The 20,726-nt window shown below is 65.4% G+C and carries 19 protein-coding genes; 5 read left to right on the top strand and 14 right to left on the bottom strand.

Annotated elements, in window-relative coordinates; all coding sequences use genetic code 11:
- Positions 1-3 precede the first annotated feature (3 nt).
- The gene (locus I6J77_RS08580) at positions 4-657 is read right to left on the bottom strand and encodes a methylamine utilization protein (RefSeq protein WP_204111293.1); all 654 of its coding nucleotides are present in this window, start codon (positions 655-657) and stop codon (positions 4-6) included.
- A 144-nt stretch (positions 658-801) separates the two neighbouring features.
- Between I6J77_RS08580 and I6J77_RS08575 the strand changes: the two genes are divergently transcribed.
- A complete protein-coding gene (locus I6J77_RS08575; protein WP_204111292.1) occupies positions 802-1,722 on the top strand; it encodes an MBL fold metallo-hydrolase in 921 nt (306 codons plus the stop codon).
- 4 nt (positions 1,723-1,726) lie between these two features.
- On the opposite strand, the gene I6J77_RS08570 is transcribed toward I6J77_RS08575, so the two are convergent.
- The 10 genes from I6J77_RS08570 to cmk form a co-directional block, all read right to left on the bottom strand.
- Complete coding sequence (locus tag I6J77_RS08570) at positions 1,727-2,074, bottom strand: tRNA-binding protein (protein ID WP_056718588.1); 348 nt, start codon at positions 2,072-2,074, stop codon at positions 1,727-1,729.
- The gene (locus I6J77_RS08565; protein ID WP_239309237.1) at positions 2,071-3,360 is read right to left on the bottom strand and encodes an FAD-binding oxidoreductase; all 1,290 of its coding nucleotides are present in this window, start codon (positions 3,358-3,360) and stop codon (positions 2,071-2,073) included. Before I6J77_RS08565 ends, I6J77_RS08570 begins: the two co-directional genes overlap by 4 nt.
- A gap of 58 nt (positions 3,361-3,418) precedes the next feature.
- On the bottom strand, positions 3,419-4,294 hold the full coding sequence (galU, locus tag I6J77_RS08560; RefSeq protein ID WP_204111290.1) for a UTP--glucose-1-phosphate uridylyltransferase GalU: 876 nt from the start codon (positions 4,292-4,294) through the stop codon (positions 3,419-3,421).
- The gene (locus I6J77_RS08555) at positions 4,291-6,189 is read right to left on the bottom strand and encodes a nucleoside-diphosphate sugar epimerase/dehydratase (protein WP_204111289.1); all 1,899 of its coding nucleotides are present in this window, start codon (positions 6,187-6,189) and stop codon (positions 4,291-4,293) included. Before I6J77_RS08555 ends, galU begins: the two co-directional genes overlap by 4 nt.
- Positions 6,176-7,198, bottom strand: coding sequence for a glycosyltransferase family 4 protein (locus I6J77_RS08550; RefSeq protein WP_204111288.1), 1,023 nt, complete (start codon positions 7,196-7,198; stop codon positions 6,176-6,178). The genes I6J77_RS08555 and I6J77_RS08550 overlap by 14 nt, the downstream gene beginning before the upstream one ends.
- A gap of 7 nt (positions 7,199-7,205) precedes the next feature.
- Positions 7,206-8,378, bottom strand: a complete 1,173-nt coding sequence (gene lapB, locus I6J77_RS08545) for a lipopolysaccharide assembly protein LapB (RefSeq protein WP_056718593.1) — start codon at positions 8,376-8,378, stop codon at positions 7,206-7,208.
- Positions 8,375-8,632, bottom strand: coding sequence for a lipopolysaccharide assembly protein LapA domain-containing protein (locus I6J77_RS08540; protein WP_204111287.1), 258 nt, complete (start codon positions 8,630-8,632; stop codon positions 8,375-8,377). The genes lapB and I6J77_RS08540 overlap by 4 nt, the downstream gene beginning before the upstream one ends.
- A 161-nt stretch (positions 8,633-8,793) precedes the next feature.
- A complete protein-coding gene (locus I6J77_RS08535; RefSeq protein WP_056765077.1) occupies positions 8,794-9,093 on the bottom strand; it encodes an integration host factor subunit beta in 300 nt (99 codons plus the stop codon).
- A 71-nt stretch (positions 9,094-9,164) separates the two neighbouring features.
- Complete coding sequence (rpsA, locus tag I6J77_RS08530; protein WP_007805435.1) at positions 9,165-10,838, bottom strand: 30S ribosomal protein S1; 1,674 nt, start codon at positions 10,836-10,838, stop codon at positions 9,165-9,167.
- A gap of 171 nt (positions 10,839-11,009) precedes the next feature.
- The gene (gene cmk / locus I6J77_RS08525; RefSeq protein WP_204111286.1) at positions 11,010-11,687 is read right to left on the bottom strand and encodes a (d)CMP kinase; all 678 of its coding nucleotides are present in this window, start codon (positions 11,685-11,687) and stop codon (positions 11,010-11,012) included.
- 111 nt (positions 11,688-11,798) lie between these two features.
- Here cmk and I6J77_RS08520 point away from each other — a divergent pair, with 111 nt between their 5' ends.
- From I6J77_RS08520 to ykgO, 4 genes are all read left to right on the top strand, one after another.
- On the top strand, positions 11,799-12,056 hold the full coding sequence (locus I6J77_RS08520) for an acyl-CoA-binding protein (protein ID WP_007805431.1): 258 nt from the start codon (positions 11,799-11,801) through the stop codon (positions 12,054-12,056).
- An 87-nt stretch (positions 12,057-12,143) separates the two neighbouring features.
- A complete protein-coding gene (locus tag I6J77_RS08515; protein ID WP_204111285.1) occupies positions 12,144-14,162 on the top strand; it encodes an NADPH-dependent 2,4-dienoyl-CoA reductase in 2,019 nt (672 codons plus the stop codon).
- 361 nt (positions 14,163-14,523) lie between these two features.
- Positions 14,524-15,435 carry a LysR substrate-binding domain-containing protein gene (locus tag I6J77_RS08510; protein WP_056718598.1) on the top strand — a complete coding sequence of 304 codons (912 nt, stop codon included), beginning with the start codon at positions 14,524-14,526 and terminating at the stop codon, positions 15,433-15,435.
- 61 nt (positions 15,436-15,496) lie between these two features.
- Positions 15,497-15,622, top strand: a complete 126-nt coding sequence (gene ykgO / locus I6J77_RS08505; protein ID WP_007508267.1) for a type B 50S ribosomal protein L36 — start codon at positions 15,497-15,499, stop codon at positions 15,620-15,622.
- Positions 15,623-15,728: 106 nt separating this feature from the next.
- Here ykgO and greA read toward each other — a convergent pair whose 3' ends face one another.
- From greA to carA, 3 genes are read right to left on the bottom strand one after another with little or no spacing between them, the layout of a single operon-like run.
- Positions 15,729-16,205: a transcription elongation factor GreA gene (gene greA, locus I6J77_RS08500; RefSeq protein ID WP_056718599.1), complete on the bottom strand. Its 477-nt coding sequence runs from the start codon at positions 16,203-16,205 to the stop codon at positions 15,729-15,731.
- Positions 16,202-19,429 (bottom strand): carbamoyl-phosphate synthase large subunit, encoded by a 3,228-nt coding sequence (carB, locus tag I6J77_RS08495; protein WP_204111284.1) that lies wholly within the window; start codon positions 19,427-19,429, stop codon positions 16,202-16,204. The genes greA and carB overlap by 4 nt, the downstream gene beginning before the upstream one ends.
- Positions 19,422-20,558 carry a glutamine-hydrolyzing carbamoyl-phosphate synthase small subunit gene (gene carA / locus I6J77_RS08490; protein ID WP_204111283.1) on the bottom strand — a complete coding sequence of 379 codons (1,137 nt, stop codon included), beginning with the start codon at positions 20,556-20,558 and terminating at the stop codon, positions 19,422-19,424. The genes carB and carA overlap by 8 nt, the downstream gene beginning before the upstream one ends.
- Between the last annotated feature and the right edge of the window lie 168 nt (positions 20,559-20,726).

Below are 20,726 nucleotides of genomic sequence, written 5' to 3'. Positions count from 1 at the left end.
GGCTCAGTAGTCCAGGTGCTCGCGATCCATGAACATGCGCGGATCGGGCATCAGCGACAGCGTGAAATCCAGATGCCCGATGTCGGCATCACCCCCGATGGTCACGCTTTGGCTCGGTTGCGGATGACCGGGATGCAGCTGCGGGTGCCAGACGTGCGCGGTGTAGCGACCCGGCGCCAGATGACCGATGGTGGCGTTGCCGTCACCACCGGACAGCGCGATCGCCGGCACCGCGGATACGAACAGATAGGTGATCATGTGGTCGTGGATGTTGCAGCCCACCGCGGCGATGCCGCTCTTGTCCATCACCAGGGCCGGCGAGCTTTCCCCCGGCCGCAGCACGAATTCGAAAGTCCTGATCGCGGCGAACGAATAGACGTGATGGCGGGTGCTGTCGCTGTTGCGGAACACCACCTCGTCGCCGGGGCGGAGCAGTTGCACGTAGGGAACGAAGGTCTCGTCCCGCTGGTCGACGACGTGGGTGGCCGGTGCCGGTGGCGCCGATGCCACAGCCGGAGCCGCATCCGGGATCAGCATGACCACCGCGTCGCTCACCGCATGGCCGCGGCCATCGTCGAGGTGGACGGTGACCTCCGCCGCCAGCAGCGGCCATGCATTTCCCAGCAGCAGTGACGCAACCACGAGCAGGCAGCGCATTGACGGAGTCCCCCGATCCCCTCATTGGCAGCTAGCCTACCGCAGTTTGCCTGCTGGCCGGATTCACCGGAATCAACCCGGGCGGCCGTGCCGTGGCCCCGGCAACTTGCTACCCTCGCGGAATCCACCGATCGCGAGGCAGGCATGGCAGCACACGGCATCCACACCATCGATACCGGCTTCGTGCGGCCACAGTTCGACGCGGCCTACCTGGTCGTCGAGAACGGCCGCGGCGCGTTCATCGACTGCGGCACCAACTTCGCGGTGCCGCGCATGCTGGATGCACTGGGCCACGCCGGCATCACGCCGGCCGATGTCGACTGGCTGATCCTCACCCACGTGCATCTGGACCATGCCGGCGGCGCCGGCGAGCTGATCGCGCAGCTGCCAAACGCGAAGCTGGTGGTGCATCCGCGCGGGGCACGCCACATGATCGACCCGTCGGTGTTGTGGGCCGGCGCCAGCGCCGTCTACGGCGAGGCGGTGATGGAACAGACCTACGGCCGGCTGCGGCCCATTCCGGCCGAGCGGGTGATCGAGGCGGCGGACGGGCACGTGGTGGACCTGGTCGGGCGGCCGCTGTCGTGCATCGATACCCCGGGCCATGCGAAGCACCACCTCACCGTCTACGACGAGCGTGCCAACGTCTGTTTCACCGGCGACGTGTTCGGCCTGTCGTATCGCGATTTCGACACGGCGCAGGGCCCGTTCATCCTGCCCACCACCTCGCCGGTGCAGTTCGACCCGGAAGCGCTGCATGCCTCGATCGAACGCTTGATCGCGCTGCGGCCCGAGGCGATGTACCTCACCCACTACGGCCGGGTGGAAGCGGTGGAACGGCTGGCCACCGACCTGCACACGCAGATCGACGCGATGGTCGCGCTGGCCCGCGCCGCGCACGGCCAACCCGACCGACACGCCGTGTTGATGGAGTCGCTCACCGAGCTCTACGCCACCCGCGCCGAAGCGCACGGCTGGAACTTCGGGCGCAGCACCTTGCGCCAACTGCTGGGCATGGACATCGAGCTGAATGCGCAGGGGCTGGAGGTCTGGCTGGACCGCTGACGACTCAGGCCAGGCGCGTACCGTTCGGCACCGGCCGCTCGACGGCGGTCAACACCACCCCGTCGTCGGTGTGAAACCCGGTCAGCAGGAACTGCGAACGAAACGGGCCGATCTGCTTTTCGGGAAAGTTGATCACGCCGACGATCTGCCGGCCCACGAGTTGCTCGGCGCTGTACAGCGCGGCGATCTGCGCGCTGGTCTTCTTCTCGCCGTACGCGCCGAAATCCACCCACACTTTCCAGGCCGGCTTGCGCGCCTCGGGGAACGCTTCCACCCGTGTCACCGTACCGGCGACGATCCGCACCTTCTCGAAATCGGCCCAGCTGATTTCACCCTGCCCTGCTTCGCTCATCCTTCCAGCCTCGTCTTCAACCAGTCGCGGCCCTGCTGCCACCAGTAGGTCGCCTGCGCACCAAGATAACCGAACGGCCGGTGCGTGCTGCCCAGGCCGTAGTCGGCAAACTGTTTCCAGCCCTGGTCGCCATCGGCGATCGCCGCCGCCAGCAGTTCGCCGGCCGCGCAGGCCGGCGCCAGGCCATGGCCGCCAAACGCCTGTGCCCACCAGAGCCCGTTGTCACTGCCGCCGATTTGCGGCATCTGGTGGCGCGCATAGCTCATCAGGCCCGACCACGCGTAATCGATTTTCACGCCGTGCAATTGGGGAAACACCCGCAGCAGGTCTCTTGTCAGCAGCCGCTGCACCGCCTGGGGCGAGCGGTTGCGGATCGAGATGCGACCACCCCACAGCAACCGGGTGTCCGGCAGCGCGCGGTAGTAATCGAATGCAAAGCGGCTGTCGTAGACCGCGGCGCGGGTGGCCAGGCAGTCGTCCATCCGTGGCCCCAGCGGTTCGGTGACCATCACGTAGGTGGCGATCGGCAGGATCGCCCGGTCGATCGGCTTCTGCAGGCCCGCCAGGTAACCGCCGCAGGCCAGCACCACCTGGTCGACCAGCAGGTCGCCCTGCGCGGTGCGCAAACGCCATTGCAGGCCTTCGCGTTCGAGGCTGCGGACACCGCTGTTCTCGTGGATGCGCACGCCTTTTCCGGACGCTGCCGCGGCAAGCCCGATCGCATAGTTGAGCGGATGCAGGTGCAGCGCGTCACGCTCGTACAGGCCGTCGTGATAACGCTCGCTGTGGATACGCTGGCGCAGTTCCGCCTCGGCCAGCCATTGCCATTGCACGCCGTAGTGCCCGGCCAGCAACTGCTGGCGCTGGCGCAACACGGCGGGATCGCGGAACCAGTTGGCCCAGATCACGCCCTCGTCGACGGCATCGCAGGGAATGGCGTAATCGGCGATGCGCCGGCGAATGCGCTGCACCGCTTCGGTGGTGAGCCTGAAAATGGCCTGCGCGCGCTGCTCGCCCAGCTGATCGAGCAGCGATTGCTCACCCAGCGAATAGCCGGCAAACACGAAACCGCCGTTGCGGCCGGAGGCGCCGAAACCGATCTGTTCGCGCTCCAGCAGCACCACCTCGCCGACACCACGCTCGGCCAGCCCCAGTGCCGTGTTCAGTCCGGCAAAACCGCCACCGACGATCGCCACCCGGGCGCGTCCGCTGCCCTGCAACGCGGCGTATGCCGGGTAAGGCGTCGCCGTGGCGCGGTAGTACGAAGGGAAGGAAACCTGATTCATGCCGACGCCGTGGCCCATGCCCGCGCTGCTGACCTGACAGGCGCGGGCGCGCTACCGCTCAAAGCTGTTCGAGGAACGCGCGGACCGTCGGTGCGAGCTTCGGATCCTGCATCGCCATGTGCATGGTGGCGCGGACCAGCCCGGCCTTGTTGCCGCAGTCGAAGCGGATGCCTTCGAAACGATGCGCCAGCACCTTGCCCTGCTCCCTGAGCAAGGCATCGATCGCGTCGGTGAGCTGGATCTCGCCACCCGCCCCCGGCGTGGTCTGCTCCAGCAACTGGAAGATCCGGCCAGGCAGCACGTAGCGACCGACCACGGCCAGGTTCGACGGGGCATCGGCCGGCTTGGGCTTCTCGACCATGCTGCGGATCAGCGCGCTGCGTTCATCGATCGGGGTCGCGTCGACGATACCGTACTTGTCCGTCTCGTCGTGCGGCACTTCCTCGACCGCGATCACGCCGGCCTGCTGCGCGTCGGCCAGTTCGGCCATCTGCCGCAGCGCGCCCTTGCCGGGGCTGTTCCAGATCAGGTCATCGGGCAACACCACGCCGAACGGTTCGTCACCGACAACGGGTTTGGCGCACAGCACGGCATGGCCCAGGCCCAGCGCTTCGGGCTGCGTCACGAAAATCGCCCGGACGTTGCGCGGCAGGGTGCCCTGCACCAGTGCCAGCAACTCGTCCTTGCCCTTCTCCTGCAATTTCGACTCCAGCTCGTAGGCCTTGTCGAAGTAGTCGGCGATCGCGTGCTTGTAGCGATTGGTGACGAAAATCAGCGTGTCCGCACCCGCATCCACGGCCTCGTCGACGGCGTACTGGATCAGAGGCTTGTCCAGGACCGGCAGCATTTCCTTGGCGACGACCTTGGTCGCCGGCAGAAAGCGCGTGCCGAGGCCGGCGACGGGGAACACCACTTTGCGCAGGGGCTTGCTCACTCATTGATCTCCGGATTGGCACGACGGATGGACACCACGTTGTCCGGCTGCGCCGACTCGCTCCAGCGGAACGACGGCAGCAGGCTGGACACGCAGCGTCGAAGTTCTTCCTCATCGAAGGCATTCACCGCTTCAGCGGCCTTCTTCAGCAGGGATTGCAGCAGCTCCCACGACACTTCACGGTGCTGGGCCAGGAAGATCTTGGCGTGGGTGGTGGCGCAGTAGTTTTCCAGCGGATGGAACAATTCCTCGAACAGCTTCTCGCCCGAACGCAACCCCGTGTACACGATCGGGATCTCGCTGCCGGGCTTCTTGCCGGCCAGCCGGATCATCTGCTCGGCGAGGTCGCGGATCTTCACCGGCTCGCCCATGTCCAGCGCATAGATCTCGCCGCCCGTGCCGATGCTCGCGGTCTGCAGGATCAACTGGCAGGCCTCGGGAATCGTCATGAAATAGCGCGATACCTCAGGGTGGGTCACGGTAACCGGGCCACCTGCCCGGATCTGCCGCCGGAACAGCGGCACCACCGATCCGGCCGAGTCCAGCACGTTGCCGAAGCGCACCGTCATGAAACGGGTGTCGGTCTGCGCATTGAGGTTCTGGCAATAGATTTCGGCCACGCGCTTGCATGCGCCCATGACGCTGGTCGGGTTGACCGCCTTGTCGGTGGAGATCAGCACGAAGCACTCGACGCCCGTCTCGCATGCGGCATCGGCCACCACGCAGGTTCCCAGCACGTTGTTGTTGAAGCCTGCGCGAAGCTGCCCCTGCAACATCGGCACGTGCTTGTACGCTGCGGCGTGGAACACCACCTGGGGCTGCAGGTCGGCAAAGGCCTTGCGCATGGCCACCCGGTCGCCACAGCGGGCCAGGATGCCGTCGAAGATCAGCTCGGGGAACTCGGCGCGCAGCTCCTGGCCAATCCGGTACAGGTTGTACTCGCTCTGCTCCACCACGGTCAGCGACTGCGCCCCCAGCCGCGCCACCTGTCGGCACAGTTCCGAACCGATCGAGCCACCGCCACCGGTGATCAGCACGCGACGGCCGCTGAGCGTCTCGCGAATGGCCGTCCAGTCCAGTTCGACCGCGTCGCGGCCAAGCAGGTCCTCGATCGCCACTTCCTTGATCTGGTTGAACTGGGCCCGACCGGCGACCACGTCCTCCAGCCGGGGCACCGTGCGATATGGCAGGTCGGTGGCATCGCACAACGCGACCACCCGGCGCATCTCGATCGTGGAAGCACCCGGCAGCGCGATCAGCAGCATGTCGACCGCCGCCTCGCGCGCCACCTCGGGCAACTGCTCCAGTCGCCCCAGGATCGGATGTCCGTTGATGCTGGCGCCACGCAGGCTGGACTTGTCGTCGACAAAACCGACCACCGCGTAGCGCCTGTCGCGATGGAGGTCGCGCGAAAGCACCTCGCCGGCGCGATCCGCCCCCACGATCAGCACCCGCTTGACGCTCTGGTTCTGCAGCAGGTCGTTGCGGCTGTCCTTCCAGTAGCGATAAGCCAGTCGGGGTACGCCAAGCAGTATCGACAACAGCAGCGGATAGAGCACCAGCACGGAGCGCGGCACACCCTCCAGCCGCTCGTAGAGGAACAGCGTCACGCCGATGGAGATCGTGCCCGCCAGCGCCGCGCGCACGATGTTCCAGAGATCAGGCAGGCTGGCGAAGCGCCATACGCTCCTGTACAGCCCGGTCCAGCGGAAAATCAGACCCTGGACCAGCAGCACGATGGGAAATTCCAGCAACTGGAAGCTGACCACTTCATCGGGCTTCAAGGCATAGCGGAACAGCTTGGCAATCCACCACGCAAGCGCGGCCATCATCAAGTCGTGCAGAACGACGGCGATGCGGGGATGGATGAAGCCGACAAGCTTACGCAGCGACATGAGGTGTCCTGTTCAAGTTGCGCCGCAGACAACGACGTTTCAGCGCCAGCCACCCGGCCGACGCCACTGCATAAACCGCCATGGTAATCGGCAGCGCCACGCGCAGATGACTCCAGGCCAACCAGGCCATGGGTGCGGCGACAAGCAGGTTCCAGCCCAGGTAGGCCAGATCGGCCCGGGCGTGGCTGGCACCGCGGCGTACCGTCCACTGGTAGAGATGTTCGCGGTGGGCAGTGTACCAGCGCCGTCCCCGCCACATGCGCGTCAACAGGGTCAGGCTGGCGTCCACCGCGAATGCCGAGGACAGGATCAGCGCGGGCCAGAGCAGTGCCGGCTCGACGCGCCACAGCATGGCGGTAAAGGCGAAGATCAGCAGGCCGATGCTGCCGCTGCCCACGTCGCCCATGAAGATCTTCGCGGGCGGGCGATTGAACCACCAGAATCCCGCCAGTGACACCGCCATCACCGCCGTCGCCAGCGCCAGGGCGGGCTGCGCTGCCTGCCATGCCAACAGGGTCAGTCCCGCGCCGACGAAGATCGCCTGTTGCGCCAGCAAACCATCGATGCCGTCCATGAAATTGTGCAGGTTGATGCTCCAGACGCCGCCAACCAGCAGCAGGGGCAACCACCACGCCGGCGTACCGGTGGCCAGCAAGCCTGCCGAAAACAGGCCGGTGCCAAGCAACTGGGCGAACAGCCGTGGCAATACCGGCAGCGAACGATGGTCGTCCCACCATCCGGCCACGGCGACGAGCAGGAATCCGGCGAGCAACCCCGCCGTCACGCTGAGCGGCCAACCCGCCGGCGGCGCGCACAACACGCCCGGAAGACACACGAGCATGGCCACGACCACGCCGATCCCACCGCCGCGCGGCGTGGCCACGCTATGGGACCGACGCTGCCCGGGCAGGTCCAGCATGCCGCGTCGGCGGGCATAGCTGATCGAAGCCCGCACCACGAGCACGGTGATCAGAAAACTGCACGACAACCATCCGATGGTCACGGACATCCGCTGTTCACTCGCTGGCTACACCATGGATGGGCCTGATCGTGCTCCAGCTCTTGCAGCTGGGACACTGCCAGTGATGGGCCTTGGCGCCGAAACCGCATCGGCTGCAGCGGTACATCGCCTGCCCTTCAAGCAGCTTGCGGGTAAGGTCGCGCAGGATCAGGAAGTTCTCGCGTGCCTCTCCCTCGATCTTGTCCATGGTGGCGTCGATCAGCGCCATCAGGCCACGCACCGAGGGCCTCTGGCGCAGTTGGGTGGTGAGGAAATCGATCGCCGCGCGCTCGCCGTCGCGCTCCTTGTAGAGATGGGCCAGCGCCAGCACCGGCGAAACACCGTGGTAGCGCCCGATCATTTCGCGCAAGAAACTTTCCGCACGTTCCATCTGCTGCGACCTGGCGTAACTGTTGAGCAGCGGCGGCAGGATTTCCGGAGTGAAGGCGATGTCGGTCTGGATCGCCGACTCATACGCCGTCACGGCGTCGGCGTGCTGGCCATCCTCGGACAGCAACCTTCCGGTCAGCATGAATGCCCGCACACAACCCGGCTGGCATTCGAAGGCCTGCCTGAGGTAGTCGCGTGCTTCGGCTCTCGCCCCGTGCTGGCGCGAGCGATCGGCCAGCTCGCAATAGAACTGGGCGATCATCGGCGCCTCGTCCTCGCCGGTCATCACCTCGAGGCGGCGCGCATGTTCGATCGCCTTGTGCCAGTCGCGCTCGTGCTGGTAGATGGCAATCAGGTGCCGCAGTGCGGAGGGCGCGTGCGCGTTCATCGCCACCAGGTCGCAGAACAGCGCCTCGGCGCGATCGAGCAGGCCCGCCCGCATGTAGTCTTCGCCCAGTTCCAGCAGCGCCACCGTCTTCATCGCATCGGTGAGCCCGGGGCGCGAAACCAGGTGCTGGTGCAGGCGGATCGCCCGATCGACCTCGCCACGACGGCGGAACAGGTTGCCCAGGGCCAGATGCGTCTCGACCGTATCGCGGTTGTATTCGGCCAGCTTGAGGAACACCTCGATCGCCTTGTCCTGCTCCTCGTTGAGCAGGTAGTTCAGGCCACGGAAGTAGTCCGACGACAGCGCGCTGACTTCGGCGCCGGAGCGGCGTGCGCCAAACTGGCGCGAAGTCCACCAGCCCAGCACGAAAGCGATCGGCACCAGGGAAACCAGCACGAGCACGACATTCATGGCTTGACCGGCGACTTCTTGTCCGCGCGCAACTGCCGACGCTGCTGGCGCCCCTGCCGCATGCTCACGCCCAGCCAGGCGGTCAGTCCACCGAGCAGCCATCCGATCACGACCGCACCAAGCAGGGCTGCACCCTTGGGCAGCCGGAGCTGGGCAAAGCCCAGGTCATAGCCGACGAGGTCGGCGTTGAGCGCACCGAAGACGATGCCGGCGGCGATGAAGATCAGCAAGAGAATGATGGCGAGCAGTCGCATGGGGCGACTTTACCCGATTGATGCTGACTGGCACAGGCGCCGCCGGGATTCCGTGCGGCGATGATTCATGCGCGTGCGCCTGCCCGCGGGAAAGGAAAAAAAAAAAGCAGGCCGACTCGCGTCGCCTGCCTTCTTTCCATGTCTGTTGCATGACCTTCCGATCAGGCCGTGCCTGTCTCGAGATCCTGGTTGACCCGTTCACGCAGCTCCTTGCCGGGCTTGAAGTGCGGAACGTGCTTGCCGGGCAGTGCCACGGCTTCGCCGGTCTTGGGGTTGCGCCCCATGCGTGGTGGTCGGTAATGCAGCGCGAAGCTGCCGAAACCACGCACCTCGATACGCTCGCCATGAGCCAGGGCATGGCTCATCTGTTCGATGACGCTCTTGACGGCCATCTCGACATCGGCAAACGCAAGGTGGGTCTGACGCCTGGCCAGCGCCTCGATCAATTCGGATTTAGTCATGGGCCCCAATGTCCGTGACGTGAAACAACGGGGCGGCAGAAGCCGCCCCGTGTCAGACGTGTGCAACGCGATCAGTCAGCCTTGTTGAACTGCTCCTTGAGCAGCGCACCAAGCTTGGTCGTGCCGCTGGCGGCAGACGAATAGTCGACCGACGTATCCGGTGCGTCTTCCTCGTCCTTGGCGCGAATCGAGAGCGCCAGCTGGCGACCCTTGCGATCCATGCCGGTGAACTTGGCCTCGACCTTGTCACCCACCTTCAGATGCAGTGTGGCATCGTCGATGCGCTCCTTGGCGATGTCGTTGGCGCGCAGGTAACCCTCGACGCCCTCGCCCAGATCGATCACCGCACCCTTCGCATCGACTTCCTTGACGGTGCCGTTGACGATGGTGCCGCGCGGATTCGCCGCCATGAACTGGCCGAACGGGTCCTGCTCCATCTGCTTGATGCCGAGCGAGATGCGCTCGCGCTCCGGATCCACCGCCAGCACCACGGCCTCGATCTCGTCGCCCTTCTTGAAGTTGCGGACCAGATCTTCGCCGGACATCTGCCAGGAGATGTCGGACAGGTGCACCAGGCCGTCGATGCCGCCGTCCAGGCCGATGAACACGCCGAAGTCGGTGATCGACTTGATCTGGCCGGACACCTTGTCGCCCTTCTTGTGCATCGCTGCGAAGGCTTCCCACGGGTTCGAGCGGGTCTGCTTGATGCCCAGCGAGATGCGGCGACGCTCCTCGTCCACGTCCAGCACGGTGACTTCGGTCTCGTCACCGACCTGAACCACCTTGGCCGGGTTGACGTTCTTGTTGGTCCAGTCCATCTCGGACACGTGCACCAGGCCTTCCACGCCCGGCTCGATCTCGACGAAGCAGCCGTAATCGGTGACGTTGGAGACCTTGCCGAACAGGCGGCTGCCGACCGGGTAACGGCGGGCGATGGCGACCCACGGGTCGTCGCCCAGTTGCTTCAGGCCCAGCGAAACGCGGTTGCGCTCCTTGTCGTACTTCAGCACGCGCACGTCCAGCTCGTCGCCGACGTTGACCACTTCGGACGGATGACGCACGCGCTTCCACGCCATGTCGGTGATGTGCAGCAGGCCGTCGATGCCGCCCAGGTCCACGAACGCGCCGTAGTCGGTGAGGTTCTTCACCACACCCTTGACGACGGCACCCTCGGTCAGGCGCTCAAGCAGCTGTTCGCGCTCGGCGGAGAACTCGGTCTCGACGACGGCACGGCGGCTGACCACCACGTTGTTGCGCTTGCGGTCGAGCTTGATGATCTTGAACTCGAGTTCCTTGCCCTCGAGGTAGGTCGGCTCGCGCACCGGGCGCACGTCGACCAGCGAACCGGGCAGGAACGCGCGAACGTCCTTGATGTCGACGGTGAAACCGCCCTTGACCTTGCCCGAGATCATGCCCTTGATGGTCTCTTCCTTGTCGAACGCCTGCTCCAGGTCGTCCCACACCATCGAGCGCTTGGCTTTCTCGCGCGACAGCTTGGTCTCGCCGAAACCGTCTTCCAAAGCTTCGAGGGCTACCTTCACCTCGTCGCCTACCTGCACCTCCAGCACGCCCTCTTCGCTCTTGAACTGCTCGATGGGGACGATGCCTTCGCTCTTCAGGCCAGCGTTGATCACGACGACGTCATTGCGGATTTCCACAACGATGCCGGTGACGATGGCGCCGGGCTTCAGCTTGGAGATGGCCTGCTGGCTCTGTTCAAACAGTTCGGCAAAACTTTCAGTCATGTTGATTCCATAGTGGGAAAGGATCGTGGTTCATTGCGCTGGAATGGTTGGTGCGCGAACTTCCGATCCACCGGTTGAGGGTGCATGAGGGGTTCCCGGGGAACCGACCGTCATCACCGTTGGCCAAAACCCCCTGCCTTGGCAGGGGCACAAAAGCCGCCGCGCAACCCGTTAGGGCTGCACGACGGCAAATACTTTCGCAACGACCTCGTCGATGCCCATGCCGGTGGTATCCACCAGCAAGGCATCAGCGGCAGGCTTGAGCGGCGCCACGGCACGCGAAGCATCGCGACTGTCACGCGCCTCAATTTCGCGCTGAAGGCCAGCAAGTGTAACGCTGAGTCCCTTTTCCTTCAACTGCTTATAGCGCCTTTTCGCCCGTTCCACGGCGCTCGCGGTGAGGAAAACCTTGTACTGGGCATCGGGGAAGATCACCGTGCCCATGTCGCGCCCGTCCGCCACCAGGCCCGGCAGCCTGCGGAAGCCCAGTTGCAGCGCCACCAGCGCTTCACGCACCGAGGGCATCGAGGCGATCGCCGAAGCAGCCGCACCGGCGGTTTCGGTACGCAATTCGTCGGTGGCATCGTGGCCGTTGACGATCACCCGGGTCTCGCCGCCATCGGCCGCAGCCCGGAACTGGATCTTCGTCCCCTGCGCGCAGCGGGTCACCGCCTCCACGTCCGAAAGGTCGAGCCCGGCCATCCCTGCGGCGTAACCCACGGCGCGATACAGCGCCCCCGAGTCCAGCAGGCGCCAGCCCAGCCGCTCGGCCACCAGCGCGCTGATGGTGCCCTTGCCCGATCCCGACGGTCCGTCGATGGTGAGTACGGGGGCTGGGGCATGGCTCATGGCGTGATCCTGGCTGAACGGCAAAGCGCGCAGTTTAACGCGTTGACCCGCTCCCGGACGCGTGCTATCTAGCCGATCCCACCTTGCCTGTCTGCGTTGTCGAACTGCCTTATGACTGATCTTCGCCGCGAGTTCGAACAGGCTGCCGCAGACATCCAGCGACTGGGAATGCGCCCCGACAACGACACCTTGCTGAAGCTGTATGCCCTGTACAAGCAGGGCTCGGAAGGCGATTTGAAGCGCACCCAGCCCGGTTTCTTCGACTTTGTCGGCACGGCCAAACACGAGGCCTGGGCGCAATTGAGCGGTGTTCCGCAAGACGAGGCCATGCGCCGCTACATCGCACTGGTGCAGCAACTGCTGGCCTGAGTACCGGCTCCGTCCGCAGACGGTGCTTGCTTTCGGATAGCGAACACCGGCACATTCATACGATCGTTTGAGTCGGCCGTGGATCGCATGAACTACCCCAACCTGTTTGCCCCGCTCGATCTGGGCCACGTCACCCTGCCCAACCGCATCCTGATGGGCTCGATGCACACCGGGCTGGAGGACAAGGCCAGCGATTACGACAAGCTGGCCGCGTATTTCGCCGAGCGCGCCCGCGGCGGCGTGGGGCTGATGGTCACCGGCGGCATTTCGCCCAGCATCGAAGGCTGGCTGAAACCGTTCGGCGGCCGCCTGACGATGCCCTGGCACAAGCCCCGCCATCGCAAGCTCACGGACGCCGTCCACGCCGAGGGCGGGCACATCTGCATGCAGATCCTGCACGCGGGGCGCTACGGCTATCACCCGTTGTCGGTGGCGCCATCGAGGATCAAGTCGCCGATCACCCCGTTCACGCCGCGCGCGCTGTCCGCCCGCGGCGTGGAGCGCACCATCGACGATTTCGTGCATTGCGCGAAACTCGCCCGCGACGCCGGCTACGACGGTGTCGAGGTGATGGGCTCCGAGGGCTATCTGATCAACGAATTCATCGCCGCGCGCACCAACCGGCGCCACGACCGCTGGGGTGGCGACGCCGACCGGCGCATGCGCTTTCCGATCGAGATCGTGCGCCGCACGCGCGAAGCGGTGGGCCGGGATTTCATCATCATCTATCGGCTGTCGATGCTCGACCTGGTCGAGGGCGGCCAGGACTGGGGTGAAATCGCCACGCTGGCCAGGGGCATCGAGGCGGCCGGCGCCAGCATCATCAACACCGGCATCGGCTGGCATGAGGCACGCATTCCCACCATCGTCACCAGCGTGCCGCGCGCCGGCTTCGCCTGGGTCACGCAAAAGCTGAAGGGTGAGGTAGCGATCCCGCTGGTCGCCACCAACCGGATCAACATGCCCGACGTGGCCGAACACATCCTGGCCGGCGGCGAAGCCGACATGGTGTCGATGGCGCGGCCGCTGCTGGCCGATCCGGCCTGGGCGAACAAGGCCAGGGCCGGGCGCAGTGAACGCATCAACACCTGCATCGCCTGCAACCAGGCCTGCCTCGACCACGTGTTCCAGAACCGGCGCGCCAGCTGCCTGGTCAACCCGCGCGCCTGCCACGAGACCGAACTGAAGATCGAGCCGGCGAACATCCGCAAGCGCATCGCCGTGATCGGTGCCGGTCCCGCCGGGATGGCCTGCGCCAGCACCCTGGGCGAACGGGGGCATGCGGTGACCCTGATCGACCAGGCCAGGGAAATCGGTGGCCAGTTCAACGTCGCCAAGCAGATTCCGGGCAAGGAAGAGTTCCACGAGACCTTGCGCTATTTCCGCCACCGGCTGCAGGACGTCGGGGTCGAGGTACGACTCGGCCAGTCGGCGGATGCCACGACGTTGCGCGAAGGCGGCTATGACGAGGTGGTCATCGCCACCGGCATCACGCCGCGCCAGGTGAGTTTTCCCGGCAGTGATGATCCGCGCGTGCTGGGTTATCTCGACGTGCTGGCCCGGCACCAGCCGGTCGGTGCGCGGGTGGCCATCATCGGTGCCGGCGGCATCGGTTTCGACGTGGCCGAATTCCTGGTCGAACACCTGCCCTCGCCCACCACGGACGTGGCTCGGTGGACCCGGGAATGGGGCGTGGACATGGAACTCAGGCAGCGCAGCGGCCTGCAGGCGCCGCAGCCGGAGCCGCCAGCGCGGCAAGTGTGGCTGCTCCAGCGCAGCGAGGGCCGCCCTGGCGCGCGACTCAACAAGACCACCGGCTGGGTGCATCGTGCAACGCTGAAGGCAAAGCAGGTCAGCATGCTCGGCAAGGTCGGTTATGAACGTTTCGACGACCAGGGCTTGCACGTCACGGTCGATGGCAAGGCACAGATCCTGCCCGTCGACAACGTGGTGATATGCGCCGGCCAGGAGCCCAACCGTCGACTTGCCGATGAACTCATCGCTGCCGGCATCACGGTACACGTGATCGGCGGCGCCGACGTGGCGGCGGAACTCGATGCGAAACGGGCCATCGACCAGGGCACTCGACTCGCCAGCAGGATCTAGTCTTGCCCATCCGCACGGCGGGGTTTTCGGCGCGCCGAATCCTGTCAGGCCGACCACCGCCAGCGTGGAGTGAGGATTCCGGGGCGCTCGGGGCCCGGAGTCATGCGACCGCCCATGGCGACGACACCGCTGTCGGATGACAGCGGTGTCGTGCAAGCCGGAAAAAGAAAGCGCCCCGCAGGGGAGACGCATCAACGTGGGTTCAGGGGGGGAGTTGAACCAGACGTCGTATTTAGCATCGCTGCGGGGCGAGGGTCACCGCCACCGGGGGGAGGGGAGGTGGCGGGACGTCGTCATTTTATGATCGCCTCAATAAAGTATCTAATATATATTTAGCGCATCATTAATTCGATATCTCTATATGTTCGATCTTCGCCAGTTGCGCTATTTCGTCGCCGTCGCCGAGGAGCTGAGCTTCACCCGGGCTGCCTTGCGCCTGCACCTGTCCCAACCGCCGCTATCCCAGCAGATCCGCGCCCTCGAGGAGGATCTCGATGTGCGCCTGCTCGAGCGCAACAAGCGCCATGTGGCCCTGACCGAACCGGGCCGCGTGTTCCTCGAACAGGCTCGACAGATTCTCGCCAAGGCCGATGAGGCACGCAGCCAGGTCACCGCCGCTGCGGCCGGCTACAGCGGCCAGTTGCGACTGGCCTATAGCGTGTCTGTCTCGTTCCATCCCGCCCTGCCCCAGACCCTGCTCCGTTACGGCCAGATCGCCCCCAAGGTCGCGCTGCAGTTGAGCGAGATGTATACCGAACCGCAATTTGCCGCCCTGCTTGCCGGCCAGATCGACGTCGGCTTCGTGCGGGATGAACCGACCAATCCCCAGACGGCACGCAGCCTGCGACTGAACGTGATCGACCGTGAACCGCTCCTGCTGGCGCTCCCCACCGGACATCCGCTGGCCGGGCGCAGCAGCCTGCATCTGGCCGAAGTCGCCGGCGATGCGTTCGTCTCGCAGCCGCGCCAACTGGTCGCCACGCTCTACGATCGGCTGGTGAAACTGGCCACCCGGGCAGGTTTCCAGCCCACGATCATCCAGCACGCCCAGCAGGTCAACGGCTTGCTGGCCCTGGTTGCCGGCGGCCTGGGGCTGGCCCTGGTCCCGGCCAGCATGCGGGCCGTGCGGCTGGCAGGCGTCAGTTATGTGCCGCTGGAAGACGCCGATGCCTACCTGTTGCTGGCCCTGGCTTCCCGCGTCGACGACACCTCGCCCGTGCTGCAGCAGTTCCTGGCCACGGTCACGGAAATGGTCATTGCCCCGGGCTTGTAACAAGGCTTTCAACTGGTTACAATTGCCAGCTTACTTTATTCTTTTGTGTCAGGAGCTGGCCGTGAAGGTGCTTAACTCTTTGAAGTCCGCCAAGGCGCGGCATCGCGACTGCAAGGTTGTTCGCCGTCGCGGCAAGGTGTTCGTGATCTGCAAGAGCAACCCCCGTTTCAAGGCTCGTCAGCGCTGAGTCATCGCGCAAGGCGACACGAAGAAGGCCGCGCAAGCGGCCTTTTTCGTGTCTGCAAACAGCGTGGCGGCTTCGGCAGATCGTGTCCACCGAGGCCGCCCGCCGGCTATTCGTACCGCACGCCGGTGATTTCGTAATGCTTGACGCCGTTCGGCGCGGTGAATTCGAAGCTGTCGCCTTCATGCTTGCCGATCAATGCCCGCGCGATCGGCGATGACACGGCAATCAGGCTCTGCTTGATGTCGGCTTCCAGGTCACCCACGATCTGGTAGGTCACCGCCACGCCGCTGTCTTCGTCCTCGAGATCCACGATCGCGCCGAAGACGACCCGCTTGCCGGGGTTCAACTTCGCCACGTCGATCACTTCGGCGTTCGACAACAGGGCTTCCAGCTGGGCGATGCGCCCCTCGGTGAAGCTCTGCAGCTCGCGCGCCGCGTGATACTCGGCGTTTTCCTTCAGATCGCCATGCGCGCGGGCCTCGGCAATCGCCGCGATGATGCGCGGGCGATCGACCGACTTCAGCCGGTCAAGTTCGCCACGCAGACGTTCCGAACCGCTCTTGGTGATGGGGGGACGACTCATGCGCCGAGCTCCTTGTGCAGTTCCTGCAGGCTGTGCACCTCGCCATCGCTGTGGAAATCAAGCGAATGGACCAGCGCACGGGCGCCTGCCACGGTCGTGGAATAGGTGACGCGATGCTGCAGGGCCTCGCGCCGGATCGAGAACGAGTCGGCGATCGCCTGCTTGCCCTCGGTAGTGTTGACGATGTACGCGATCTCGCCGTTCTTGATCAGGTCGACGATGTGCGGCCGCCCTTCGAGCACCTTGTTGACCCGTTCGCAGGCCACGCCATGCTCGGCCAGGTAGCTGGCCGTACCCGACGTCGCCACCAGGGTGAAACCGCGCCCGATGATTTCCTTCGCCACGGTCAGCAGGCGATCCTTGTCGCTGTCGCGCACCGACAGAAACGCCTTGCCCACGGTAAGCGTCCGGATTCCCGCCGCCTCATGGCCACGGGCGAACGCGGCACCAAAGCTGCGCCCCACGCCCATGACCTCGCCGGTGGAGCGCATCTCCGGACCCAGGATCGGATCCACGTTCTGGAATTTCAGGAACGGGAAGATCGCCTCCTTCACCGAGTAGTACGACGGAATCACCTCGCGCGTGGCGCCGAGGCTCACCAGCGAACGACCCGCCATCACCCGCGCGGCGACCTTGGCCAGCGGCACGCCGGTGGCCTTGGACACGAAGGGCACGGTGCGCGAGGCACGCGGGTTCACTTCCAGGATGTAGACCGTGTCGCCCTGGATCGCGAACTGGGTGTTCATCAGGCCGATGACCTTGAGCTCCTTCGCCATCGCGCTGACCTGGCGGCGCATTTCGTCCTGGATCTCGGTACTCAGCGAGTACGGCGGCAGCGAGCAGGACGAGTCGCCCGAATGCACGCCGGCCTCCTCGATGTGCTCCATGATGCCGCCGATCAGCACGGTGCCCTCGGCGTCCGCGATCACGTCCACGTCGACTTCCACCGCATGGTCGAGGAAGCGGTCCAGCAGCACCGGCGAATCGTTCGACACCTTCACCGCGTCGCGGATGTAGCGCGACAGGTCGGCGTCGTCGTGCACCACTTCCATGGCGCGACCGCCGAGCACGTAACTGGGACGCACCACCAGCGGATAGCCGATCTCGCGGGCCAGCGCCAACGCTTCGTCGGCGTTGCGGGCGGTGCGGTTCGGCGGCTGCTTCAGGCCGATCTTCTCGATCATCTGCTGGAAGCGCTCGCGATCCTCGGCCAGGTCGATCGAATCCGGGCTGGTGCCGATGATCGGCACGCCAGCGGCTTCCAGCGCACGCGCCAGTTTCAGCGGGGTCTGCCCGCCGTACTGCACGATCACGCCCTTCGGCTTCTCGACATGGACGATTTCCAGCACGTCTTCCAGCGTCAGCGGCTCGAAGTACAACCGGTCGGACGTGTCGTAGTCGGTCGACACGGTTTCCGGGTTGCAGTTGACCATGATGGTTTCATAGCCATCCTCGCGCAGCGCCAGCGAGGCATGCACGCAGCAGTAGTCGAACTCGATGCCCTGCCCGATCCGGTTCGGGCCGCCGCCCAGCACGATGATCTTGTCGCGGCTGGTCGGCTCGGCTTCGCATTCTTCCTCGTAGGTGGAATACATGTACGCGGTGCTGGTGGCGAACTCGGCCGCGCAGGAATCCACCCGCTTGTAGACCGGGCGCACGCCCAGCGTATGGCGCAGGTGGCGCACGGCGGCTTCGTCGGTGTTCAGCAGTTCGGCGATGCGTGCATCGGCAAAGCCCAGCCGCTTGAGCTCGCGCAGACGCGGTTCATCGAGTGCGGTGATGCCCTGCGCAATGACTTCGGCTTCGGTCAGCACGATGTCCTCGAACGCGGCGAGGAACCACGGGTCGACCCGGCTGAGGTTGAACACTTCCTCCAGCGACAGGCCGGCACGGAACGCGTCGGCCAGATGGAATACGCGGTCGGGGCGCGGCTCGCGCAGCTCGCGCTTGAGCACGGCCAGGCCGTCCTCGGTACCGATGTCGAGGCCGGTCGGATTGAGGCCGGTCTTGCCGATCTCCAGTCCGCGCAAGGCCTTCTGCAGCGATTCGTGGAAGCTGCGGCCGATCGCCATCACCTCGCCCACCGACTTCATCTGGGTGGTCAGGCGCGCGTCGGCGGCCGGGAATTTCTCGAAGGCGAAACGCGGGATCTTGGTGACCACGTAGTCGATCGACGGCTCGAACGAGGCCGGGGTCAGGCCGCCGGTGATGTCGTTCTTCAACTCGTCCAGGGTGTAGCCGATGGCGAGCTTCGCGGCGACCTTGGCGATCGGAAAGCCGGTGGCTTTCGACGCCAGCGCGGACGATCGCGACACCCGCGGGTTCATCTCGATGACCACCACGCGGCCGTCCTCGGCATTGATGCCGAACTGCACGTTGGAACCGCCGGTGTCCACGCCGATCTTGCGCAGCACGGCGATCGAGGCGTCGCGCAGGCGCTGGTATTCCTTGTCGGTGAGCGTCTGCGCCGGTGCCACGGTGATCGAGTCGCCGGTGTGCACGCCCATCGGGTCCAGGTTCTCGATCGAGCAGACGATGATGCAGTTGTCCGCGGTGTCGCGGACCACTTCCATCTCGAATTCCTTCCAGCCCAGCACGGATTCCTCGACCAGCACTTCGCTGGTCGGCGAAAGCTCCAGGCCGCGCTTGACGATTTCCTCGAACTCCTCGCGGTTGTACGCGATGCCGCCGCCGGAGCCGCCCAAGGTGAAGCTGGGCCGGATCACGGTGGGGAAACCGACCTTGGCCTGGGTTTCCAGCGCCTGCTCGAAGGTGCGCGCGATCTCGGCCTTCGGGCATTCCAGCCCGATCTCCGCCATGGCCACGCGGAACAGCTCGCGGTCCTCGGCCATGCGGATCGCTTCGCGCTTCGCACCGATCAGTTCGACGTTGTACTTCTCCAGCACGCCGTTGTCGGCCAGGTCGAGCGCGCAGTTCAGGCCGGTCTGCCCGCCCATCGTGGGCAGCACCGCATCCGGGCGCTCCTTGGCGATGATGCGCTCCACCGTCTGCCAGTTGATCGGTTCGATGTAGACCGCGTCGGCGGTTTCCGGGTCGGTCATGATCGTGGCGGGATTGGAGTTCACCAGGATCACCCGGTAGCCCTCTTCCTTCAGCGCCTTGCATGCCTGCGCGCCGGAATAGTCGAACTCGCAGGCCTGGCCGATCACGATCGGACCGGCACCGATGATGAGGACGCTCTTGATATCGGTGCGCTTAGGCATGCGTGCGGGCCTCCTGCATCAGGGTGGCGAAACGTTGGAACAGATAGCCGACATCGAGCGGCCCGGGACTCGCTTCGGGATGACCCTGGAAGCAGAACGCGGGACGGTCGGTCAGCGCGAAGCCCTGCAGCGAACCGTCGAACAGCGAGGTATGGGTGACCCGCACATTGGCCGGCAGCGTGGCCGGATCGACCGCGAAACCGTGGTTCTGCGAGGTGATCAGCACGCGGCCGTCGTCGTGATCCTTGACCGGGTGGTTGGCACCGTGGTGCCCGAACTTCATCTTCACCGTCCTGCCGCCCAGCGCCAGGCCCATCAGCTGATGACCGAGGCAGATGCCGAACAGCGGGATCTTTGCATCGAGCAAGGCGCGGGTTGCCACGATGGCGTAATCGCAGGCCGCCGGATCGCCGGGGCCGTTGGACAGGAACACGCCATCGGGCTTCATCGCCAGCACCTCGGCGGCAGGCGTCTGCGCCGGCACCACGGTGACCTCGCAGCCCTGTTCGGCGAGCAGGCGCAGGATGTTGAGCTTGCTGCCAAAGTCGTAAGCGACCACCTTGAAGCGCGCCGCTGGCTGGTTGAACGCAGCGCGATCGAGGTCGTACACGCCCTGATTCCACACATACGCCTTGGCGGTGCTGACCACCTTGGCCAGATCCATGCCGTTCAGGCCGGGGAATGCGCGCGCCCTGGCCAGCGCTGCATCGGCGTCGACCTGCTCGCCCGCCATGATGCAACCGGCCAGCGCGCCCTTGTCGCGCAGGATGCGGGTCAGCCGGCGGGTATCGATGCCGGCGATGGCGACCGTGCCATGGCGCTTCAGGTAATCGGGCAGGCTTTCGGTGCTGCGCCAGCTGCTGGCCCGGCGCGGCACGTCGCGCACGATCAGGCCGGCGGCGTGCACCGCGGTGGATTCCACGTCTTCGGCATTGATGCCGGTATTGCCGATGTGGGGATAGGTCAGCGTGACGATCTGGCGGGAGTACGAGGGATCGGTGAGGATCTCCTGGTAACCGGTCATGGCGGTGTTGAAAACCACTTCGCCAACGGTTTCGCCGGTTGCTCCGACAGCGTGGCCATGGAACACGCTGCCGTCTTCGAGGGCCAGCAGGGCAGGAATAGGCATACGATAACCGCCTTTTTGATGCAGCAAAGTCCGCAAGCCGCACGATTGCTGGCTTGTGGAGCTTGTGAGGGAAAGGATCTGGGCGGGTGGAAATGATAAGTGGCGACGCCGTTTCTGTCCACCTCGCAGGACAGGCATTGCGCTCATGCCCGGAGCTTTCCAGTCAGT

Source organism: Rhodanobacter sp. FDAARGOS 1247 (assembly GCF_016889805.1).
Lineage (GTDB): Bacteria > Pseudomonadota > Gammaproteobacteria > Xanthomonadales > Rhodanobacteraceae > Rhodanobacter.
This window is presented reverse-complemented; position numbering and strand designations above follow the sequence as displayed.